This is a genomic window from Streptomyces sp. NPDC006997 (assembly GCF_040635175.1).
GTDB lineage: Bacteria > Actinomycetota > Actinomycetes > Streptomycetales > Streptomycetaceae > Streptomyces.
This window is the reverse complement of sequence record NZ_JBEYHH010000016.1, coordinates 128,332-142,446: the sequence shown is the minus strand read 5'-3', so window position 1 is coordinate 142,446 and position 14,115 is coordinate 128,332. Positions and strand designations below refer to the sequence as shown.

Below are 14,115 nucleotides of genomic sequence, written 5' to 3'. Positions count from 1 at the left end.
GGGAGGCCGGAGGCGGGTTCGCATCCTGAGACGGGGATCACGCGCGGGCGCCCCGTAGAATCGGTGCCACCACCCCTTTCCAGCCGCCGGAAGGCAACCCGTGTCACCAGCGACCCCCGCCGCCGCCCCCGACACCGTCCTGGTCGTCGACTTCGGCGCGCAGTACGCCCAGCTCATCGCCCGACGCGTCCGCGAGGCGCGGGTCTACAGCGAGATCGTGCCGAGCACCATGCCGGTGGCGGAGATGCTCGCCAGGAACCCGGCGGCGATCATCCTCTCCGGCGGCCCCTCGTCGGTGTACGCGGAGGGCGCCCCGCGCCTGGACCACGAGCTGTTCGAGTCCGGCGTCCCCGTCTTCGGCATGTGCTACGGCTTCCAGCTCATGGCGCAGGTCCTCGGCGGCACCGTCGACAACACCGGCGCCCGTGAGTACGGCCGTACGCCGCTGCACGTCTCCAAGGCGTCGTCCACCCTCTTCGAGGGCACCCCGGACGAGCAGTCGGTGTGGATGTCCCACGGCGACGCCTGCTCCGCCGCCCCCGAGGGCTTCACCGTGACCGCGTCCACGGACGTCGTCCCGGTCGCCGCCTTCGAGAACGACGACAAGAAGCTGTACGGCGTCCAGTACCACCCCGAGGTCATGCACTCCACGCACGGCCAGCAGGTGCTGGAGCACTTCCTGTACCGCGGCGCCGGGCTGAAGCCGGACTGGACCACCGGGAACGTCATCGAGGAGCAGGTCGAGGCGATCCGCGCCCAGGTCGGCGACAGGCGCGCGATCTGCGGGCTGTCGGGCGGCGTGGACTCCGCGGTCGCCGCCGCCCTCGTCCAGAAGGCCATCGGCTCCCAGCTCACCTGCGTGTACGTCGACCACGGACTGATGCGCAAGGGCGAGACCGAGCAGGTCGAGAAGGACTTCGTCGCCGCGACCGGCGTCCAGCTGAAGGTCGTGGACGCCGAGGAGCGGTTCCTCAAGGCGCTGGCCGGGGTCTCCGACCCCGAGGAGAAGCGGAAGATCATCGGCCGGGAGTTCATCCGCGTCTTCGAGCAGGCGCAGGCCGAGATCATCGCCGACGAGGGCCCCGCGGTGGAGTTCCTGGTGCAGGGCACCCTCTACCCGGACGTCGTCGAGTCCGGCGGCGGCACCGGCACCGCCAACATCAAGTCCCACCACAACGTCGGCGGGCTCCCGGAGGACCTGGAGTTCCAGCTGATCGAACCGCTGCGCAAGCTGTTCAAGGACGAGGTCCGCATGGTCGGCCAGGAGCTGGGCCTGCCGGAGGAGATCGTCCAGCGCCAGCCGTTCCCCGGCCCGGGCCTCGGCATCCGGATCGTCGGCGAGGTCACCAAGGAGCGGCTCGACCTGCTGCGGGAGGCCGACGCCATCGCCCGCGAGGAGCTGACGGCGGCCGGACTCGACCGCGACATCTGGCAGTGCCCGGTGGTGCTGCTCGCCGACGTCCGCAGCGTCGGCGTCCAGGGCGACGGCCGCACCTACGGCCACCCGATCGTGCTCCGCCCGGTCTCCTCCGAGGACGCCATGACCGCCGACTGGTCGCGGCTGCCGTACGACGTCCTCGCGAAGATCTCCACCCGCATCACCAACGAGGTGGCGGACGTCAACCGGGTGGTGCTGGACGTGACCAGCAAGCCGCCGGGGACGATCGAGTGGGAGTAGCCGGCCCTCACGTGCGCTTGACCGTGCGCAGGGCGTGGCCGGGCTGCCAGACCTGGACGACCAGGTAGGTGTCGTCCTCGACGGAGGTGCGGACCACCTCCGTCAGCTCGGCGCGGAAGAGGAGGAACGGCTCCGGCGGTTCCACCTCTTCGCCGTACCTGGCCTTCCGCGCCGGGTCCCGCTCCTCCACCGCCCGCCCGGCCACGCGCACGTCCCCGCCGCCCATGCCGGTGCCGCCGCCCGGGTTGGCCTGGAGCACGAAGCGCGGATCGCGGCGCAGGTCGAGCGCCTTGAGCGAGCCCGGCATCATGCCGAGCCACAGCTCGCCGTCGAGGAAGCGGACCTCCAGGCCGCTGGTTCGGGGGGAGCCGTCCCTGCGCAGGGTGGCCAGGACGTGGTGGGTGAACGCCCCGAAGCGTTCCTCGACCGTCCGGGCCAGTGCGGGTTCGGCCGCGGTGAACGCGGCCCAGTTCGTCGCCGTGACAGGTGCCATGGCGGCAGTCTCGCGCCGATTCCCGACATCCCCTGTCAGGTATCGGGTACCCGAGTCGCGGGTGGGTGCCGATTGTCCGCGTGGCCCTGTCATCCTGGGCTGACCGAGGGTAACTTCCCGCCCGTGACGGAACCCAGCGCCGGAGGACCCATGCTCGGGCCAAACCCCCCTCAACCCCAGCCCACCGACCGGTTGCGGTTCGCCATGCCGCCGCGGCACGACTCCGTCGAGGACGAGCGCCGCCACCGCAAGGAACGCCTCGCGGGCGCGCTGCGGATCTTCGGACGGTCCGGTCTGGAGGACGGGGTGTCCGGGCACATCACGGCCCGCGACCCGGAGTTCTCCGACTGCTTCTGGGTCAACCCCTTCGGGCTGCCGTTCGGCCATGTCACGGTGAGCGACCTGGTGCTGGCCAACCAGGACGGCCAGGTCATCGACGGCGCCTACCACGTCAACCAGGCCGCCTTCACCGTGCACGCCCAGGTGCACGCCGCCCGCCCCGACGTCGTCGCCGTCGCCCACTGCCACTCCGTGCACGGCCGCGCCCTGGCCGCGCTCGGGGAACTCCTCGACCCGATCACCAAGGAGAGCTGCGCCTTCTACGAGGACCACGCCCTGTACGACTCCTACAGCGGCGTCACCGTCGACGCCGCGGAGGGCCGCCGGATCGCCGCCGCGCTCGGCTCGGGCAAGGCGCTGGTGCTGCGCAACCACGGGCTGCTGACGGTCGGCGGCTCGGTGGACGCGGCGGCCTGGTGGTTCCTGTCCATGGAACGCTCCTGCCAGGTCCAGCTCACCGCGCGGGCCGCGGGCCGCCCCGTCCTCATCGACCACAAGCAGGCCGTCGCCACCCGGGAACAGCTCGGCGGCGACCTCATGGCGTGGATCAACTACCAGCCGCTGTGGCAGGACATCAGCCGCAGCGAGCCGGACCTGTTGAGCTGAGCCCCGCTCACCGGGCGCGCTCAGAATTCCCGCAGCACCGCCGCCTTGGTGCGGGCGAACTCCTCGTCGGTGAGCACCCCGTCACGGTGCAGCTCGCCCAGCTCCCGCAGGCGGCGCAGCAGGACGTCGTGGTGGTCGGCGGTCGGCGGCAGCGCGGCCGTCGGCTGGTGCGGGAGCCGGGCCAGCGGCGCCCCCGTGCGGGTGGACGGGTGCGGCAGCCGGGCGGTGACCGCCGTGGCGACCAGCGCGGTCAGCAGGTCACGCCGGGCGCTGCCCCACAGGTCCAGGGCGTACGGGTCCTTCTCGGGCGGCATCTTGGAGTACGCCGTCTCCCGGGTCACGAACCGCAGGAACCCGTTCTCGTAGCCGGTGTTGGGCAGCCACTCCACCTGCACCAGCTCACCGAGGGCGAGGATCCGCGGGCCGGTCGCGCGCTTGACCCGGTCGGAGGTGGCGCTCCAGTCGATCCGCACCTGGACGCCGTCGAAGGACACCGTCCCGTCGGACGACCGCACCGACACCGGCACCGGCGGGCCGGGCAGCAGGAACGTCTTCGTCGGGTCCCTGGGCACCTGGTCGAGGAGGAGCGCCTGGCGTACCTCCTCGGCGAGGTACTCGGCGACCCCCGAGCGGTCCACGTTCACCACCAGCCGGTAGGGGTCGGCCGGGTCGGGCAGCCTGCCGCCGGTGGCGTGCAGCAGCGGGTCGGCGCCCTCGCGCAGCCGCAGCCGGAGCCGCCCGCGCTTGCGCTCCGGTTCGAAGACCACGCTGGAGACGGCTTCCAGCGGCACCGCGATCTCCCCGTACGTCTGCCGGAACAACGGCACGGAGCGGTGAAGTCCCGGCGTGATCCTGATCGTTGTGCCGTCGAAGGCCCAGGTCCCGTCACGCTGGATGATCTCGGCCATACGGAGATTCTCGCAGCCGGGTCAACACGGCGGCCGTGCCTTCACCCTCATGAGTCCTCGGCGACCTCCCACCTGCCGGGCGTGGCGCACGGGGCGTAGGGCACAATTCGCTGTCGTCGCACAGGAGTTACGGGAGCTGCGGCGGGGTTCGACCGGTCGGAAGGCGGTTGCGGGGCGTGGCGGTGCAGGAGGCGAGTAGGGGTGGTGAGCCGGAGGCGCGCGGCGCTGCCCATGGGGGCGGCTGCACGTGCGGGGACTGTCCGCACGGGGCCCGCGAGGGGCACCGGCGAGCGGTCGCCGCGTTCCTGCGGCTGCGGGACGGCTTCGCGGCCGGACACGGACTGCCCGCCGCGGTGGCGCACTCGGCCGCGGCCTCCCGCCAGTGGGTCTCCGACGAACTGACCCAGTCCGCCCAGCTCGTCGCCGATCGCGGCCGGGCCGAGGGCGACGCCTGGCTGGCCGGGCTGTGGCGCCGCACCGCGGTCACGGTGTGGGCGGGCGTGGTGCTCCTGCTGCTGGTGCAGGCGCTCACCGCGACCGGCTCGGGCTGGACGGCCGCGCGCACCGCCGGTCTGGCCGCCGCGCTGCTGCTGGCCGCCGCCCTGACCGCGGCCTCCTGGTACCACCGGGCGCGCGGCGGCGCGCTGGCCCCCGTCATCGGTGAGGACAACCGGCTCTCCACCTCCCGCGCGGTGGCCGCGGTGTGGGTGCTCTTCGTGGCGTACGCCGTGCTGGTGCTGGTGGGTCGGCTCGCCGCCGCCTCCGGCCCCGCCGAACGGGACGCCCTGATCGACGGACTCGAACTCGCCCGGGGCGCGGGCATGGTGACCGTGCTCGCCGTGGTCTGCGCGATCGCCGTCGTGGTGCGGCGGGTGGTCGGCGTCCGGGTGCTCGGGCAGCGGCTCCAGAAGGTGCGGGCCCACCGGCCGCGCGCCGCCGACCTGCTCACCGACGACTCCGGGCGGGGCACCTTCGGCGACATCCAGTACGTCGTCATCAGCGCCGTCGCCCTGCTGTTCGCGGCGGTACGGCTGGCCCGCCGCCCCGATCAGCTGCCCGACCTGCCCTGGGGGCTCGCCGTGGTGGTGCTGGTGTCCGCGGCGACCTACTTCGCCGGGAAGTACGCCGACGGCGGGCGGCCCGTGATCCTCTCCGTGGTGCGCGCCCGGGAGGCGGGCGACCTGGACGCGCCGATCCGCACCGGCGAGGACATCGAGATCCGCGGCGCCGGTTTCGTACCGCCCGGCGCCGGGACCGCGGACCGGCTGTCCCGGATGGTCGTGCGGGTGGGTGCTGTCCATGTGCATGTCCCCCTGGTCCCCGTCTCCGGCGGCTTCAGCAACCCCACCGACGGCCTGCTCACCGTCCCGGTACCGGTCGATGTCGAACCGGGGAAGGTGGAGGTACGGGTGGTGACGGCGGCTGGCGTGGAGACGGGGGCGTATGTGATCGATGTGACGGAGTGAGCGGGGTATGGCGGCGCGTGGCGTGGCGGCGCGGGGCGTGGCGGCGCGGGGCGGGGTATGGCGGCGCGGGGTGTGGCGGCGCGGGGCGGGGTGTGGCGGGGTGTGGCGGCGCGGGGCGGGGCGTGGCGGCGCGGGGCGGGGTATGGCGGCGCGGGGTGTGGCGGCGCGTGGCGGGGCGTGGCGTGGCGGGGTAGAGCGTGACGGGGGGAGCACGGGTCTCGACGACGATCCGGTGGACGAGGACTGAGCGGTCTTCCCCCGCCGTGCGTATGGTCGTGCGTGCGGCCCTTCGGCCGTGCGTACGGTAATGGGTGGAGAGGCAGCGGCAGCGATGACACACGGGTTCCCCACGGATACGCGCACCCCCCGTCTCGGGGGCGACGGCAGCTGGCGGGACACCGCCACCCGCTACGCCCTCCTTCCGCTCCGGATCTTCCTCGGGGTCACCTTCGTCTACGCCGGTCTGGACAAGCTCACCGACGGCGCCTTCATGCGGGACGCCGGGGCCGGGTCGATCGGCGACCTGATGCGCGGCGTCCGCGACTCCTCCGCCATCCCGGCCCTGGTCGACCTCGCCCTGAAGAGCCCCGTCGGCTTCGGTTACGCCATCGCCCTCGGTGAACTCGCCGTCGGCATCGGCACCCTCCTCGGTCTCCTCGCCCGCCTCGCCTCCCTCGGCGGGGCGCTGATCTCCCTCAGCCTGTGGCTCACCGTCAGCTGGGCCTCTGACCCCTACTACTACGGCAACGATCTCCCGTATATGTTTTGCTGGGTGCCATTGGTGCTGGCCGGAGCCCCGTACTGGTCACTGGACGCCCTGATCAGGGGCCGACGGCATCAGCGGTCAGAGTCCGCCTGGTAGTCCGACAGGTGCCTGTACAGCGTCGCCCTGGACACTCCTAGAGCTTTGGCGATGGCGCTGATGCTCTCGCCCTTGCCCTTCCTTGCTCTGGCGACGGTCAGTAGATCATCGGTGACGACCGTGGGGCGCCCTCCGGTGCGCCCTTGCGCCTTGGCCGCCTCTAGTCCGGCCTTGGTCCTGCCCTTGATCAGAGAACGTTCGAACTCGGCCATGGCGGCGATGATTTGGAAGAAGAGCCGACCGTCCGCAGAGGTGGTGTCTACGGCGCTGAGGGCCCCCGTGAGCTCCTTGAAGCCGATCCCGCGCTCCCTCAGGCCGTCCACGATGCCCACAAGGTCGATGAGGGACCTTCCGAGCCTGTCCGGCTTCCAGACGACCAGGACATCTCCCTCTCTGAGGTAGGCGAGTGCTGCGCTCAGTTCGGGGCGGTCGGTGTTCTTGCCGGATGCCTTGTCCGGGAAGATCGGAGAACATCCCGCTGCGGTGAGGGCATCGCGCTGGAACTGTGCCTCCCGGTCGCCAGTTGAGACTCGGGCGTGGCCGATGAGGTGGGTGGTGGGTGTCGTCATCGGACTTGCCAGTGAGACGAGTCAGTTTCTCGCGTGCCATGGTGTCCCCTTGGCTCCGGCCCCTGTTGGAACCTCGCTGATCGACGCTACGCAGGCCGTTGTCCCTCGCCCATGCCGACTCTGGACTATTCCGGTTGCGGAATAAGGGTCTTTAGAGGCTTTCTGAGAAAGCTCCCGGGGCCCCTGTCGGTCACCGTGTGACCTCGCTCTCACTTTTGATGAGCTCGGTCCCGGACTTCAGCAAAGGACACGTACATATGCAATGTGGGGGGTATACTCCCCCACGAAAAAAGTCTCCAGAAACCACTGTTGTCAGTGGGCATCCCCTTCGAGGAGGATGCTCGCAGAGTCAGTGAATAGTGAATGGTTCACTTCTGTTTCCTAGGTCCACCTCTCCACCGAAGTCGGTGGTGTTGGAGACTCCCTTGGTGAGTGGGTGTAGCCGGATGGTGATCCCTGCCTTCAGCAGGTGACGTGTCCTTTCGGCTTCATTTCCCTTGTTCCTCTCCCACATGTGGCGGAAGGTCTCCCCGGTGTCCCGGTACTCATACCTGTCCGGCTTGTCTCCCTCGGCCGCCAGGGAATCGTGTTCCTCGTAGAGGGCTGCAATCTCTTCTTCCGTGGCCTTCTTCGCGAATCCCGATGAGTTCTTGCCGCCGGGGCGGATGGATCTCTGGAGTTCCGTTGCGTACTCCTCGATCTCCCGAAGCCTCTGAGAGTTGTTCGACCCTTTTACGTAGTGGCGCTCATGCATAGGGAAGTCCCCGATGGTTCCGAGGATCATCGTCTCGACAAGCCCCTCCACCTTCTCGGCCCGGAAGGTGTACCCCTTGCCGCAGGACTCCCGATTTGCTGACTTGTTGCACCGGTACACCGGCCTGCCTTGCTGTCTTTCCGGGTTGAAGAGGTACAAGTTCCTCCCGCAGCCGCCGCAGAGGACAACTCCGCGATAGGCGGTCGTGTTTTTTGTGGAGCGGCGCGCGGCACCGGGGCGCCCGTTCATCTCCTGCTGGAGCTTCGCCCATTCTTCGTCCGTGAGAATGGGGTCTGCCATCCGAATCTTCCCTTCAGATGTGAGGATGGCTTGCGGTGTCCCGTACTTCTTTCCGGGGACCTTCACCTCTTCGCACTTCCAGCCGAGGATGGTTTCCGACCTCAGGATGTTGGTGATGGTGCGACTCCGCCACACAGGCGTGGGTGTGCCGTTCTTCTTTCGCCGCTCCGACATCCTCTCGCCCGCAGGGGAAAGAATCCCTCTGGCGTTGAATTCATCACAGATGGTGGAGTAAAATTCTCCGTCCTCGACTACTCGCTTGTACATCTCTCGAATGACTTGCTTTTGATTCTCCCGGACCCGAAGCCTCATCGCGCCGTCGGTGTCCCGGAACGACTCGTAGCCGTAGGGCGGGTTTCCCTTGGCCCAGACGTTCTTCGATTTGGCGTAGCTCTGGAACGACTTGACGCGCATGGAGATGTTCTGCGCTTCGGTTTCGGCGATAGCCGCGAACAGGTCGATGATGACATGCCGGAAAGGGCCGATCATGTTGAGCACGGGTTCCTTGACCGAAACCAAGGCCTTGCCACCATGTGCGGTCGCCCACTTGATCATGTCCTGCATGTCGACGACCTTGCGGACGAACCGGTCCATCTTCCAGAACAGCAACAGGTCGAACTCGGGGGCTCGGTTGTTCAGCCACTCTCCGAGTTCCGGTCTCTCGAAGGGGTGTGACTTGGTGGCGGAGATGTGAGCGTCTCTGGCTACTCCCACCACCTGCCACCCGAGATGCTGCCTCTCGTTCACATAGGCCGTGCAGTCCTGGAGTTGTCGCTCCAGCGAGGTGGACGCGTCGGTCTCGTTGCTGATCCTGAGGGCGATCAGTACGCGCACAGGCTTCATGGATCACGACGCTACAACAGCGATATGCAAGTGACCTCGCATATCTGATGGCTTGGCTGCCCCTCGTCCTCGCCGGGGCCCCGCTGCTGTCGCTGGACGCCGTCTGGCGCGCGCGGCGTCAGGGACGGGTGGAGAGGCGGAGCTGACGCGGGTCAGCTCCGACTCCGGGGGTGTGGCTCCGGGTCGGGTGACGCGGTCGAGCCGGAGCCGGGGCCAGATCCAGAGGCAGAGCCGGAGCCGGAGCCGGGTCGGCTCGACCGGCGGTGGCGGCGTATGCCGCGGCCCACGAGTCCCGCGACGGCTGCCAGGCAGAGGCCGCCGGTGACGACCGGGATCACCACGAACCACGGTGTCTCCCAGGCTCCGCCCGCGTCACCGGCGTAGATGACGCCCGCGACGCTGACGAAGAACCCCGCGACCAGCCGACCGGGCTGGAACTCATGACGCAGCACGGCTCACCTCCACCTGTCCCACGCCGACCTCGAGATCGAGGTCGAGCGTGCCGCCCGCACCCTCGCCCCCCTTGGCGGGGGCCAGGGTTCTCTCCTCGTACCGGCCCGGCTGGACGTCGACGTCCTGCCGCTCCTCGCCGGGCAGCTGGATGTCGCCCACGCCGACCTCGACGCTCACCTTCACGGTCGCGTCCCGCGGGACGATCACCCGCAGCTGGCCCAGGCCGACCTCCACGCTGGTGGACAGCGTCCGGTCCCCGGTGAGGTCCAGCCCGGACAGGTCCAGCGTGCCGACGCCGGTGCCGAGCTCGTACTTCAGCCTGACCTGGGACACCGCGGTGGGCTCCCAGGTCGTGCGTGTCCAGTGCGTGGTGATGTCCTTCGGCAGGGCCGCGGCGACGGCGAGCAGGCCCGCCGTGATGATCACCAGGAACACCGAACCGGCGCCGGTGCGGCCCAGGAAGGAGCTGACCGCGATGCCCAGGCCGAGCACGATGAGCATTCCCGCGAGACCGATCTGGAGGCTCGTGCCGAGCGGCTGCTCCTCCCAGCTGAGCCCGGTGCCGAGGGAGCCCGCGACCAAGGCGAGCAGGGCGATCCAGCCACCCGTCCAGCGGGGGCCGCGGGGCTTCGGCGGCTGGGCCTGCCAGCCCGCCATGGTCGCCTGGGCGGAATTGCCCCGGCCGATGTTGACGGCCGCCGCGATGTCCCGCTCCCGGGAGTCCGACGGCCCCCACAGGTAGCCGGTGCCGCCGACGTGGGTGCCGTCCTTGACGATCGGGTCGCGCCACCAGGACGGGTAGGCCGCCGGGACCGGTGGCGCCTGGGCCTCGGGTGGGGCGTCGGCGGCGGCCTGCGCGGCCAGGGGGTCGGGGTCCGGGGCGTCGCGGTGCTGTGACCAGTACCCGGCGCCCGCCAGCAGTATGGAGAGGACGACGGCGAAGGTCAGCACGCCGCCGTTGCGCAGCATCGACAGGAACACCCCGCAGCCGACCAGCGCGAACAGCACCGCCGCGAGCGCCTGGCCGTCCACCCGGCCGGTCAGGAGCTTGCGCACCTCGTTCTCCTCCTCGTCCTCGTAGGGGACGAAGAGCCAGGCGAAGCCGTAGAAGATGAGGCCGATGCCGCCGGTCGCGGAGAGCACGGCGAGCGTGATCCGGAAGATCACCGGGTCCATGTGGCAGCGCCGCCCGAGACCCGAGCAGACCCCGGCCAGCATCTTGTGCCGCCGCTCACGACGGAACTTGCGGAACGTCTCGATCACGTCCGTCTCGGCGGACGGGCCGCCGGAGCCGGACGGGCCGCCGGAGCCGGGTGGGCCCGGTGGTGCCGCTTCCCTCCGCGCGCCCGGGTGCGTGTGCCCGTGCGCGTCCGCGTGTCCGTGCGCGCGTGGTTCCTCACCCGCGGCGGCCGCGGCTGCCGCGTCGGACGGAGGCCCCGCCTCGGGCACGGCGTCCGCGGCGTGCTGGTGATCAGTCATGAGTCCATGGTGACGGGCGATCCGCCGCCGCGGCAGTCGGTACGACCCTGGCCGAACCCTGAAATCACCCCTGACCCGACGCGGGGGAAGCGTTCGAGGCCGGGCGGCGTCCGCACCCCGGGAAGATCAGGGGAGTCTCGGGGACAGACCCTGATGCCCGGGCCCGGCCGTCGTGTGACCATCGATGACATGCCGGAAGCCGCAGCAGCGCCAGTCATGTCACCGCGGCCGCCGCGCAAGCTCTACCGCAGCAGCGACGGACGCTGGCTCGGTGGCGTGGCGCGGGGGCTCGCCGGGCATCTCGGGCTGCCCGTGGTCTGGGTGCGCCTGGTCTTCGTCGGCCTGTTCATGGCCGACGGTCTCGGCGCCCTGCTGTACGCCGCGTTCTGGTTCTTCGTCCCGCTCGGCGTGGGCGGGGTCGAGGCCCAGCGCCCCCCGTCCCTCGTCCACACGGAGACCTCACCCGACGGCCGCCGCAGGCTCGTCACCCGCAAACCGGACAAGGGACAGCTGGTCGCCCTGCTCCTCATGGTCGTCGTGGCCATGATCTTCGTGGGCAACGTGAACCTCGGCACCGGGGCGCAGGCGTACCTCTGGCCCACCGTCCTCGTCGGCGCGGGCGTCGCCCTGGTCTGGCGGCAGGCGGACAACGCCCGCCGGGCCCGCTGGGTCGAGGTCGGCCGCCGCAGGCGCACGCTGAACCTGCTGCGCACGGTGGCCGGTGTCCTGCTGGTCACCGCGGGCGTGACCGGCATCTTCGTCCTGAAGGGCTCCGCCGCGCACCTCGGCTCGGTCCTCCAGGCCGCCCTCGCCGTCCTCGTCGGGATAACCCTGCTCGCCGGTCCCTACCTGGTCCGGATGACCCAGGACCTCTCCGAGGAGCGTCTGATGCGCATCCGCGCCCAGGAGCGCGCCGAGGTCGCCGCCCACGTCCACGACTCGGTGCTGCACACCCTGACGCTGATACAGCGCAACGCCGACAACCCCGGCGAGGTACGGCGTCTCGCCCGCGCCCAGGAGCGCGACCTGCGCACCTGGCTCTACAAACCCGAGGGAACCGGCAAGGACGAGGCCGACGAGCCGACCACCCTCGCCGAGGCGGTGCGGCGCAACGCCGCGGAGGTGGAGGACAAGCACGGCGTCCCGCTCGAGGTCGTCGTCGTGGGCGACTGCCCCCTCGACGAGAAGACCGCCGCCCAGATGCAGGCCGCGCGCGAAGCAATGGTGAACGCCGCCAAGTACGGTGGCGAGGGCGGCGCCGTCCAGGTCTACGCCGAAGTCGAGGGCAAGACGGTCTTCGTGTCCGTCCGCGACCGCGGCCCCGGCTTCGACCTCGACTCGATACCCGCCGACCGCATGGGCGTTAGAGAATCGATCATCGGCCGCATGGAGCGCCACGGCGGCACGGCGCGACTGCGCGCGGTGCCGGACGGCGGCACGGAGGTCGAGCTGGAGATGGAGAGGGCGGAGAAGACGTCATGAGCGACCCTTCCGAGACGAACGGCACCGCGGCAGCGGCACAGTCGGCCGAGTCCGCGCCACCCGCGGGCGGCGGTGCGCCCGGACGCCGGGTGCGGGTGGTCCTCGTCGACGACCACCGCATGTTCCGCACCGGCGTCCAGGCCGAGATCGGCCAGACCGAGCAGACCGGCGTCGAGGTGGTCGGTGAGGCCGCCGACGTCGACCAGGCGGTCACGGTGATCACGGCGACCCGCCCCGAGGTCGTCCTCCTCGACGTGCACCTCCCGGGGGGCGGCGGGGTGGAAGTGCTGCGCCGGTGCGCCCCGTTGATGGCGGACGCCGAGCAGCCCGTCCGCTTCCTCGCGCTGTCCGTCTCGGACGCGGCGGAGGACGTGATCGGGGTGATCCGGGGCGGTGCCCGGGGCTATGTCACCAAGACGATCACCGGCACCGACCTGGTCGACTCGATCTTCCGGGTCCAGGAGGGCGACGCGGTCTTCTCGCCGCGGCTCGCCGGGTTCGTCCTCGACGCGTTCGCCTCCACCGACGCCCCGCCGGTCGACGAGGACCTCGACCGCCTCACCCAGCGCGAGCGTGAGGTGCTGCGGCTCATCGCCCGGGGCTATGCCTACAAGGAGATCGCCAAGCAGCTCTACATCTCCGTGAAGACGGTCGAGTCCCATGTCTCGGCGGTCCTGCGGAAGCTCCAGCTGTCCAACCGGCACGAGCTGACCAGATGGGCCACGGCGCGACGGCTGGTGTGAGGCCGCCTCGCACTGACTCCGCGCTCACACCACCCGGGTCGCCCCCGCGAACGGCATCTCGCTGATCGGGGCCAGCCGTACCGGTGAGGCAGGGTTCGGGGCGTGGATCATCTGGCCGCCGCCGACGTAGAGGCCGACGTGGCTGATGCCGGAGTAGAAGAAGACCATGTCGCCGGGGAGGAGTTCGGAGCGGGAGACCCGGCGTCCGGCGCCGATCTGGGCGTAGGTGGTGCGGGGCAGGGAGACCCCGGCGGCGCGGTAGGCGGCCTGGGTCAGGCCGGAGCAGTCGAAGGCGTCGGGGCCGGTGGCGCCCCAGACGTAGGGGCTGCCGAGGGCCTGGTAGGCGTAGGAGACGGCCGCCGCGGTGCGGGAGTCGGGGGCGGCGGTGGTGGGAGGGGGAAGGCTGTCGCGGGGGCCGGTCGAGGCACGGGAGGCGCGGTCGGGGGCGGCGGGGGAGGTGACGCGGGCGCGTTGGCCGGCCGACAGCCGGTCGAGCAGCCGTTCGGCGGCGTCCAGTTTGCCGGTGATGGTCCGCCGGTGGCGCTTCAGCTCCGTCTGGCGTGACTTCAGGGAGGCCAGTTCCACGCGGGCGGCGCCACGCAACCGCTCGATCTCCCGCATCTGCTGGTGGACACGGGTGACGGTGGTGGCCTGCCGGTGGCCCGCGCGCTCGGCGAACGCGGCGCCGTCGAGGTAGCGGTCGGGGTCGTCGGAGAGGGCGAGCTGGAGCGTGGGGTCGAGGGTGCCACCGCGGTACTGCGCCGCCGCGGCCGAACCGAGTTCCTCGCGTGCCGAGTTGAGCCGGTCCTCCTTGCGGGCCGCCTCGTCGCGCAGTTCCGCCAGCCGCTCCTCGGCGGCCTCGGCCTTCTCCCGGGCCCCGTTGTACTGGTCGGTGGCGGCCTCCGCCTCCTGGTAGAGCTGGTGGACCCTGGCCCTGACCTGCGCCGGGGTGAGGTCCGGCTGGGCGTGCCCGGTGCCGTCGAAGGCGGTCGCGGTGGCCGCGCCCGCCAGGACGAGGGTGGCGGCGGTCCGGACGGTGGTGCCGCCTGCCGGACGTTGTGGGGGCTTGCGGTGCGCTGCCACCTGGGCTGCACATCCTTTCGTACGGCCGTGAGGAGCGGGGGGACGCGCCCGTCGGCG

13 protein-coding genes are annotated in these 14,115 nt (G+C 70.8%); 6 read left to right on the top strand and 7 right to left on the bottom strand.

Features of this window, described 5'->3' with window-relative positions:
* Nucleotides 1-100: 100 nt before the first annotated feature.
* Nucleotides 101-1,678, top strand: a complete 1,578-nt coding sequence (gene guaA / locus ABZ659_RS18040; protein WP_360220387.1) for a glutamine-hydrolyzing GMP synthase — start codon at nt 101-103, stop codon at nt 1,676-1,678.
* A gap of 7 nt (nt 1,679-1,685) precedes the next feature.
* Here guaA and ABZ659_RS18035 read toward each other — a convergent pair whose 3' ends face one another.
* Entirely contained in the window at nt 1,686-2,171 is a 486-nt protein-coding gene (locus tag ABZ659_RS18035; protein ID WP_360220384.1) for a pyridoxamine 5'-phosphate oxidase family protein, read from the bottom strand.
* Between the two features lie 150 nt (nt 2,172-2,321).
* Between ABZ659_RS18035 and ABZ659_RS18030 the strand changes: the two genes are divergently transcribed.
* Nucleotides 2,322-3,116, top strand: coding sequence for a class II aldolase/adducin family protein (locus tag ABZ659_RS18030; RefSeq protein ID WP_360220545.1), 795 nt, complete (start codon nt 2,322-2,324; stop codon nt 3,114-3,116).
* A 20-nt stretch (nt 3,117-3,136) separates the two neighbouring features.
* Here ABZ659_RS18030 and ABZ659_RS18025 read toward each other — a convergent pair whose 3' ends face one another.
* Nucleotides 3,137-4,024: a DUF4429 domain-containing protein gene (locus tag ABZ659_RS18025; RefSeq protein ID WP_360220381.1), complete on the bottom strand. Its 888-nt coding sequence runs from the start codon at nt 4,022-4,024 to the stop codon at nt 3,137-3,139.
* Between the two features lie 176 nt (nt 4,025-4,200).
* Between ABZ659_RS18025 and ABZ659_RS18020 the strand changes: the two genes are divergently transcribed.
* Nucleotides 4,201-5,490: a hypothetical protein gene (locus tag ABZ659_RS18020; RefSeq protein ID WP_360220378.1), complete on the top strand. Its 1,290-nt coding sequence runs from the start codon at nt 4,201-4,203 to the stop codon at nt 5,488-5,490.
* Nucleotides 5,491-5,821: 331 nt separating this feature from the next.
* The gene (locus tag ABZ659_RS18015; protein ID WP_360220375.1) at nt 5,822-6,352 is read left to right on the top strand and encodes a DoxX family protein; all 531 of its coding nucleotides are present in this window, start codon (nt 5,822-5,824) and stop codon (nt 6,350-6,352) included.
* Here the strand turns inward: ABZ659_RS18015 and ABZ659_RS18010 are convergent.
* From ABZ659_RS18010 to ABZ659_RS17995, 4 genes are all read right to left on the bottom strand, one after another.
* On the bottom strand, nt 6,328-6,921 hold the full coding sequence (locus ABZ659_RS18010; protein ID WP_360220372.1) for a recombinase family protein: 594 nt from the start codon (nt 6,919-6,921) through the stop codon (nt 6,328-6,330). The genes ABZ659_RS18015 and ABZ659_RS18010 overlap by 25 nt on opposite strands.
* Nucleotides 6,922-7,270: 349 nt before the next feature.
* On the bottom strand, nt 7,271-8,818 hold the full coding sequence (locus ABZ659_RS18005; protein ID WP_360220369.1) for a recombinase family protein: 1,548 nt from the start codon (nt 8,816-8,818) through the stop codon (nt 7,271-7,273).
* Between the two features lie 152 nt (nt 8,819-8,970).
* Nucleotides 8,971-9,270 carry a hypothetical protein gene (locus tag ABZ659_RS18000; protein ID WP_360220366.1) on the bottom strand — a complete coding sequence of 100 codons (300 nt, stop codon included), beginning with the start codon at nt 9,268-9,270 and terminating at the stop codon, nt 8,971-8,973.
* On the bottom strand, nt 9,257-10,750 hold the full coding sequence (locus tag ABZ659_RS17995; RefSeq protein ID WP_360220363.1) for a PspC domain-containing protein: 1,494 nt from the start codon (nt 10,748-10,750) through the stop codon (nt 9,257-9,259). The genes ABZ659_RS18000 and ABZ659_RS17995 overlap by 14 nt, the downstream gene beginning before the upstream one ends.
* A 189-nt stretch (nt 10,751-10,939) precedes the next feature.
* Here ABZ659_RS17995 and ABZ659_RS17990 point away from each other — a divergent pair, with 189 nt between their 5' ends.
* Nucleotides 10,940-12,232 carry a PspC domain-containing protein gene (locus ABZ659_RS17990; protein WP_360220360.1) on the top strand — a complete coding sequence of 431 codons (1,293 nt, stop codon included), beginning with the start codon at nt 10,940-10,942 and terminating at the stop codon, nt 12,230-12,232.
* On the top strand, nt 12,229-12,975 hold the full coding sequence (locus ABZ659_RS17985; RefSeq protein WP_360220357.1) for a response regulator transcription factor: 747 nt from the start codon (nt 12,229-12,231) through the stop codon (nt 12,973-12,975). Before ABZ659_RS17990 ends, ABZ659_RS17985 begins: the two co-directional genes overlap by 4 nt.
* Nucleotides 12,976-12,999: 24 nt before the next feature.
* Here ABZ659_RS17985 and ABZ659_RS17980 read toward each other — a convergent pair whose 3' ends face one another.
* A complete protein-coding gene (locus ABZ659_RS17980) occupies nt 13,000-14,058 on the bottom strand; it encodes a C40 family peptidase (protein ID WP_360220354.1) in 1,059 nt (352 codons plus the stop codon).
* Nucleotides 14,059-14,115: the final 57 nt, after the last annotated feature.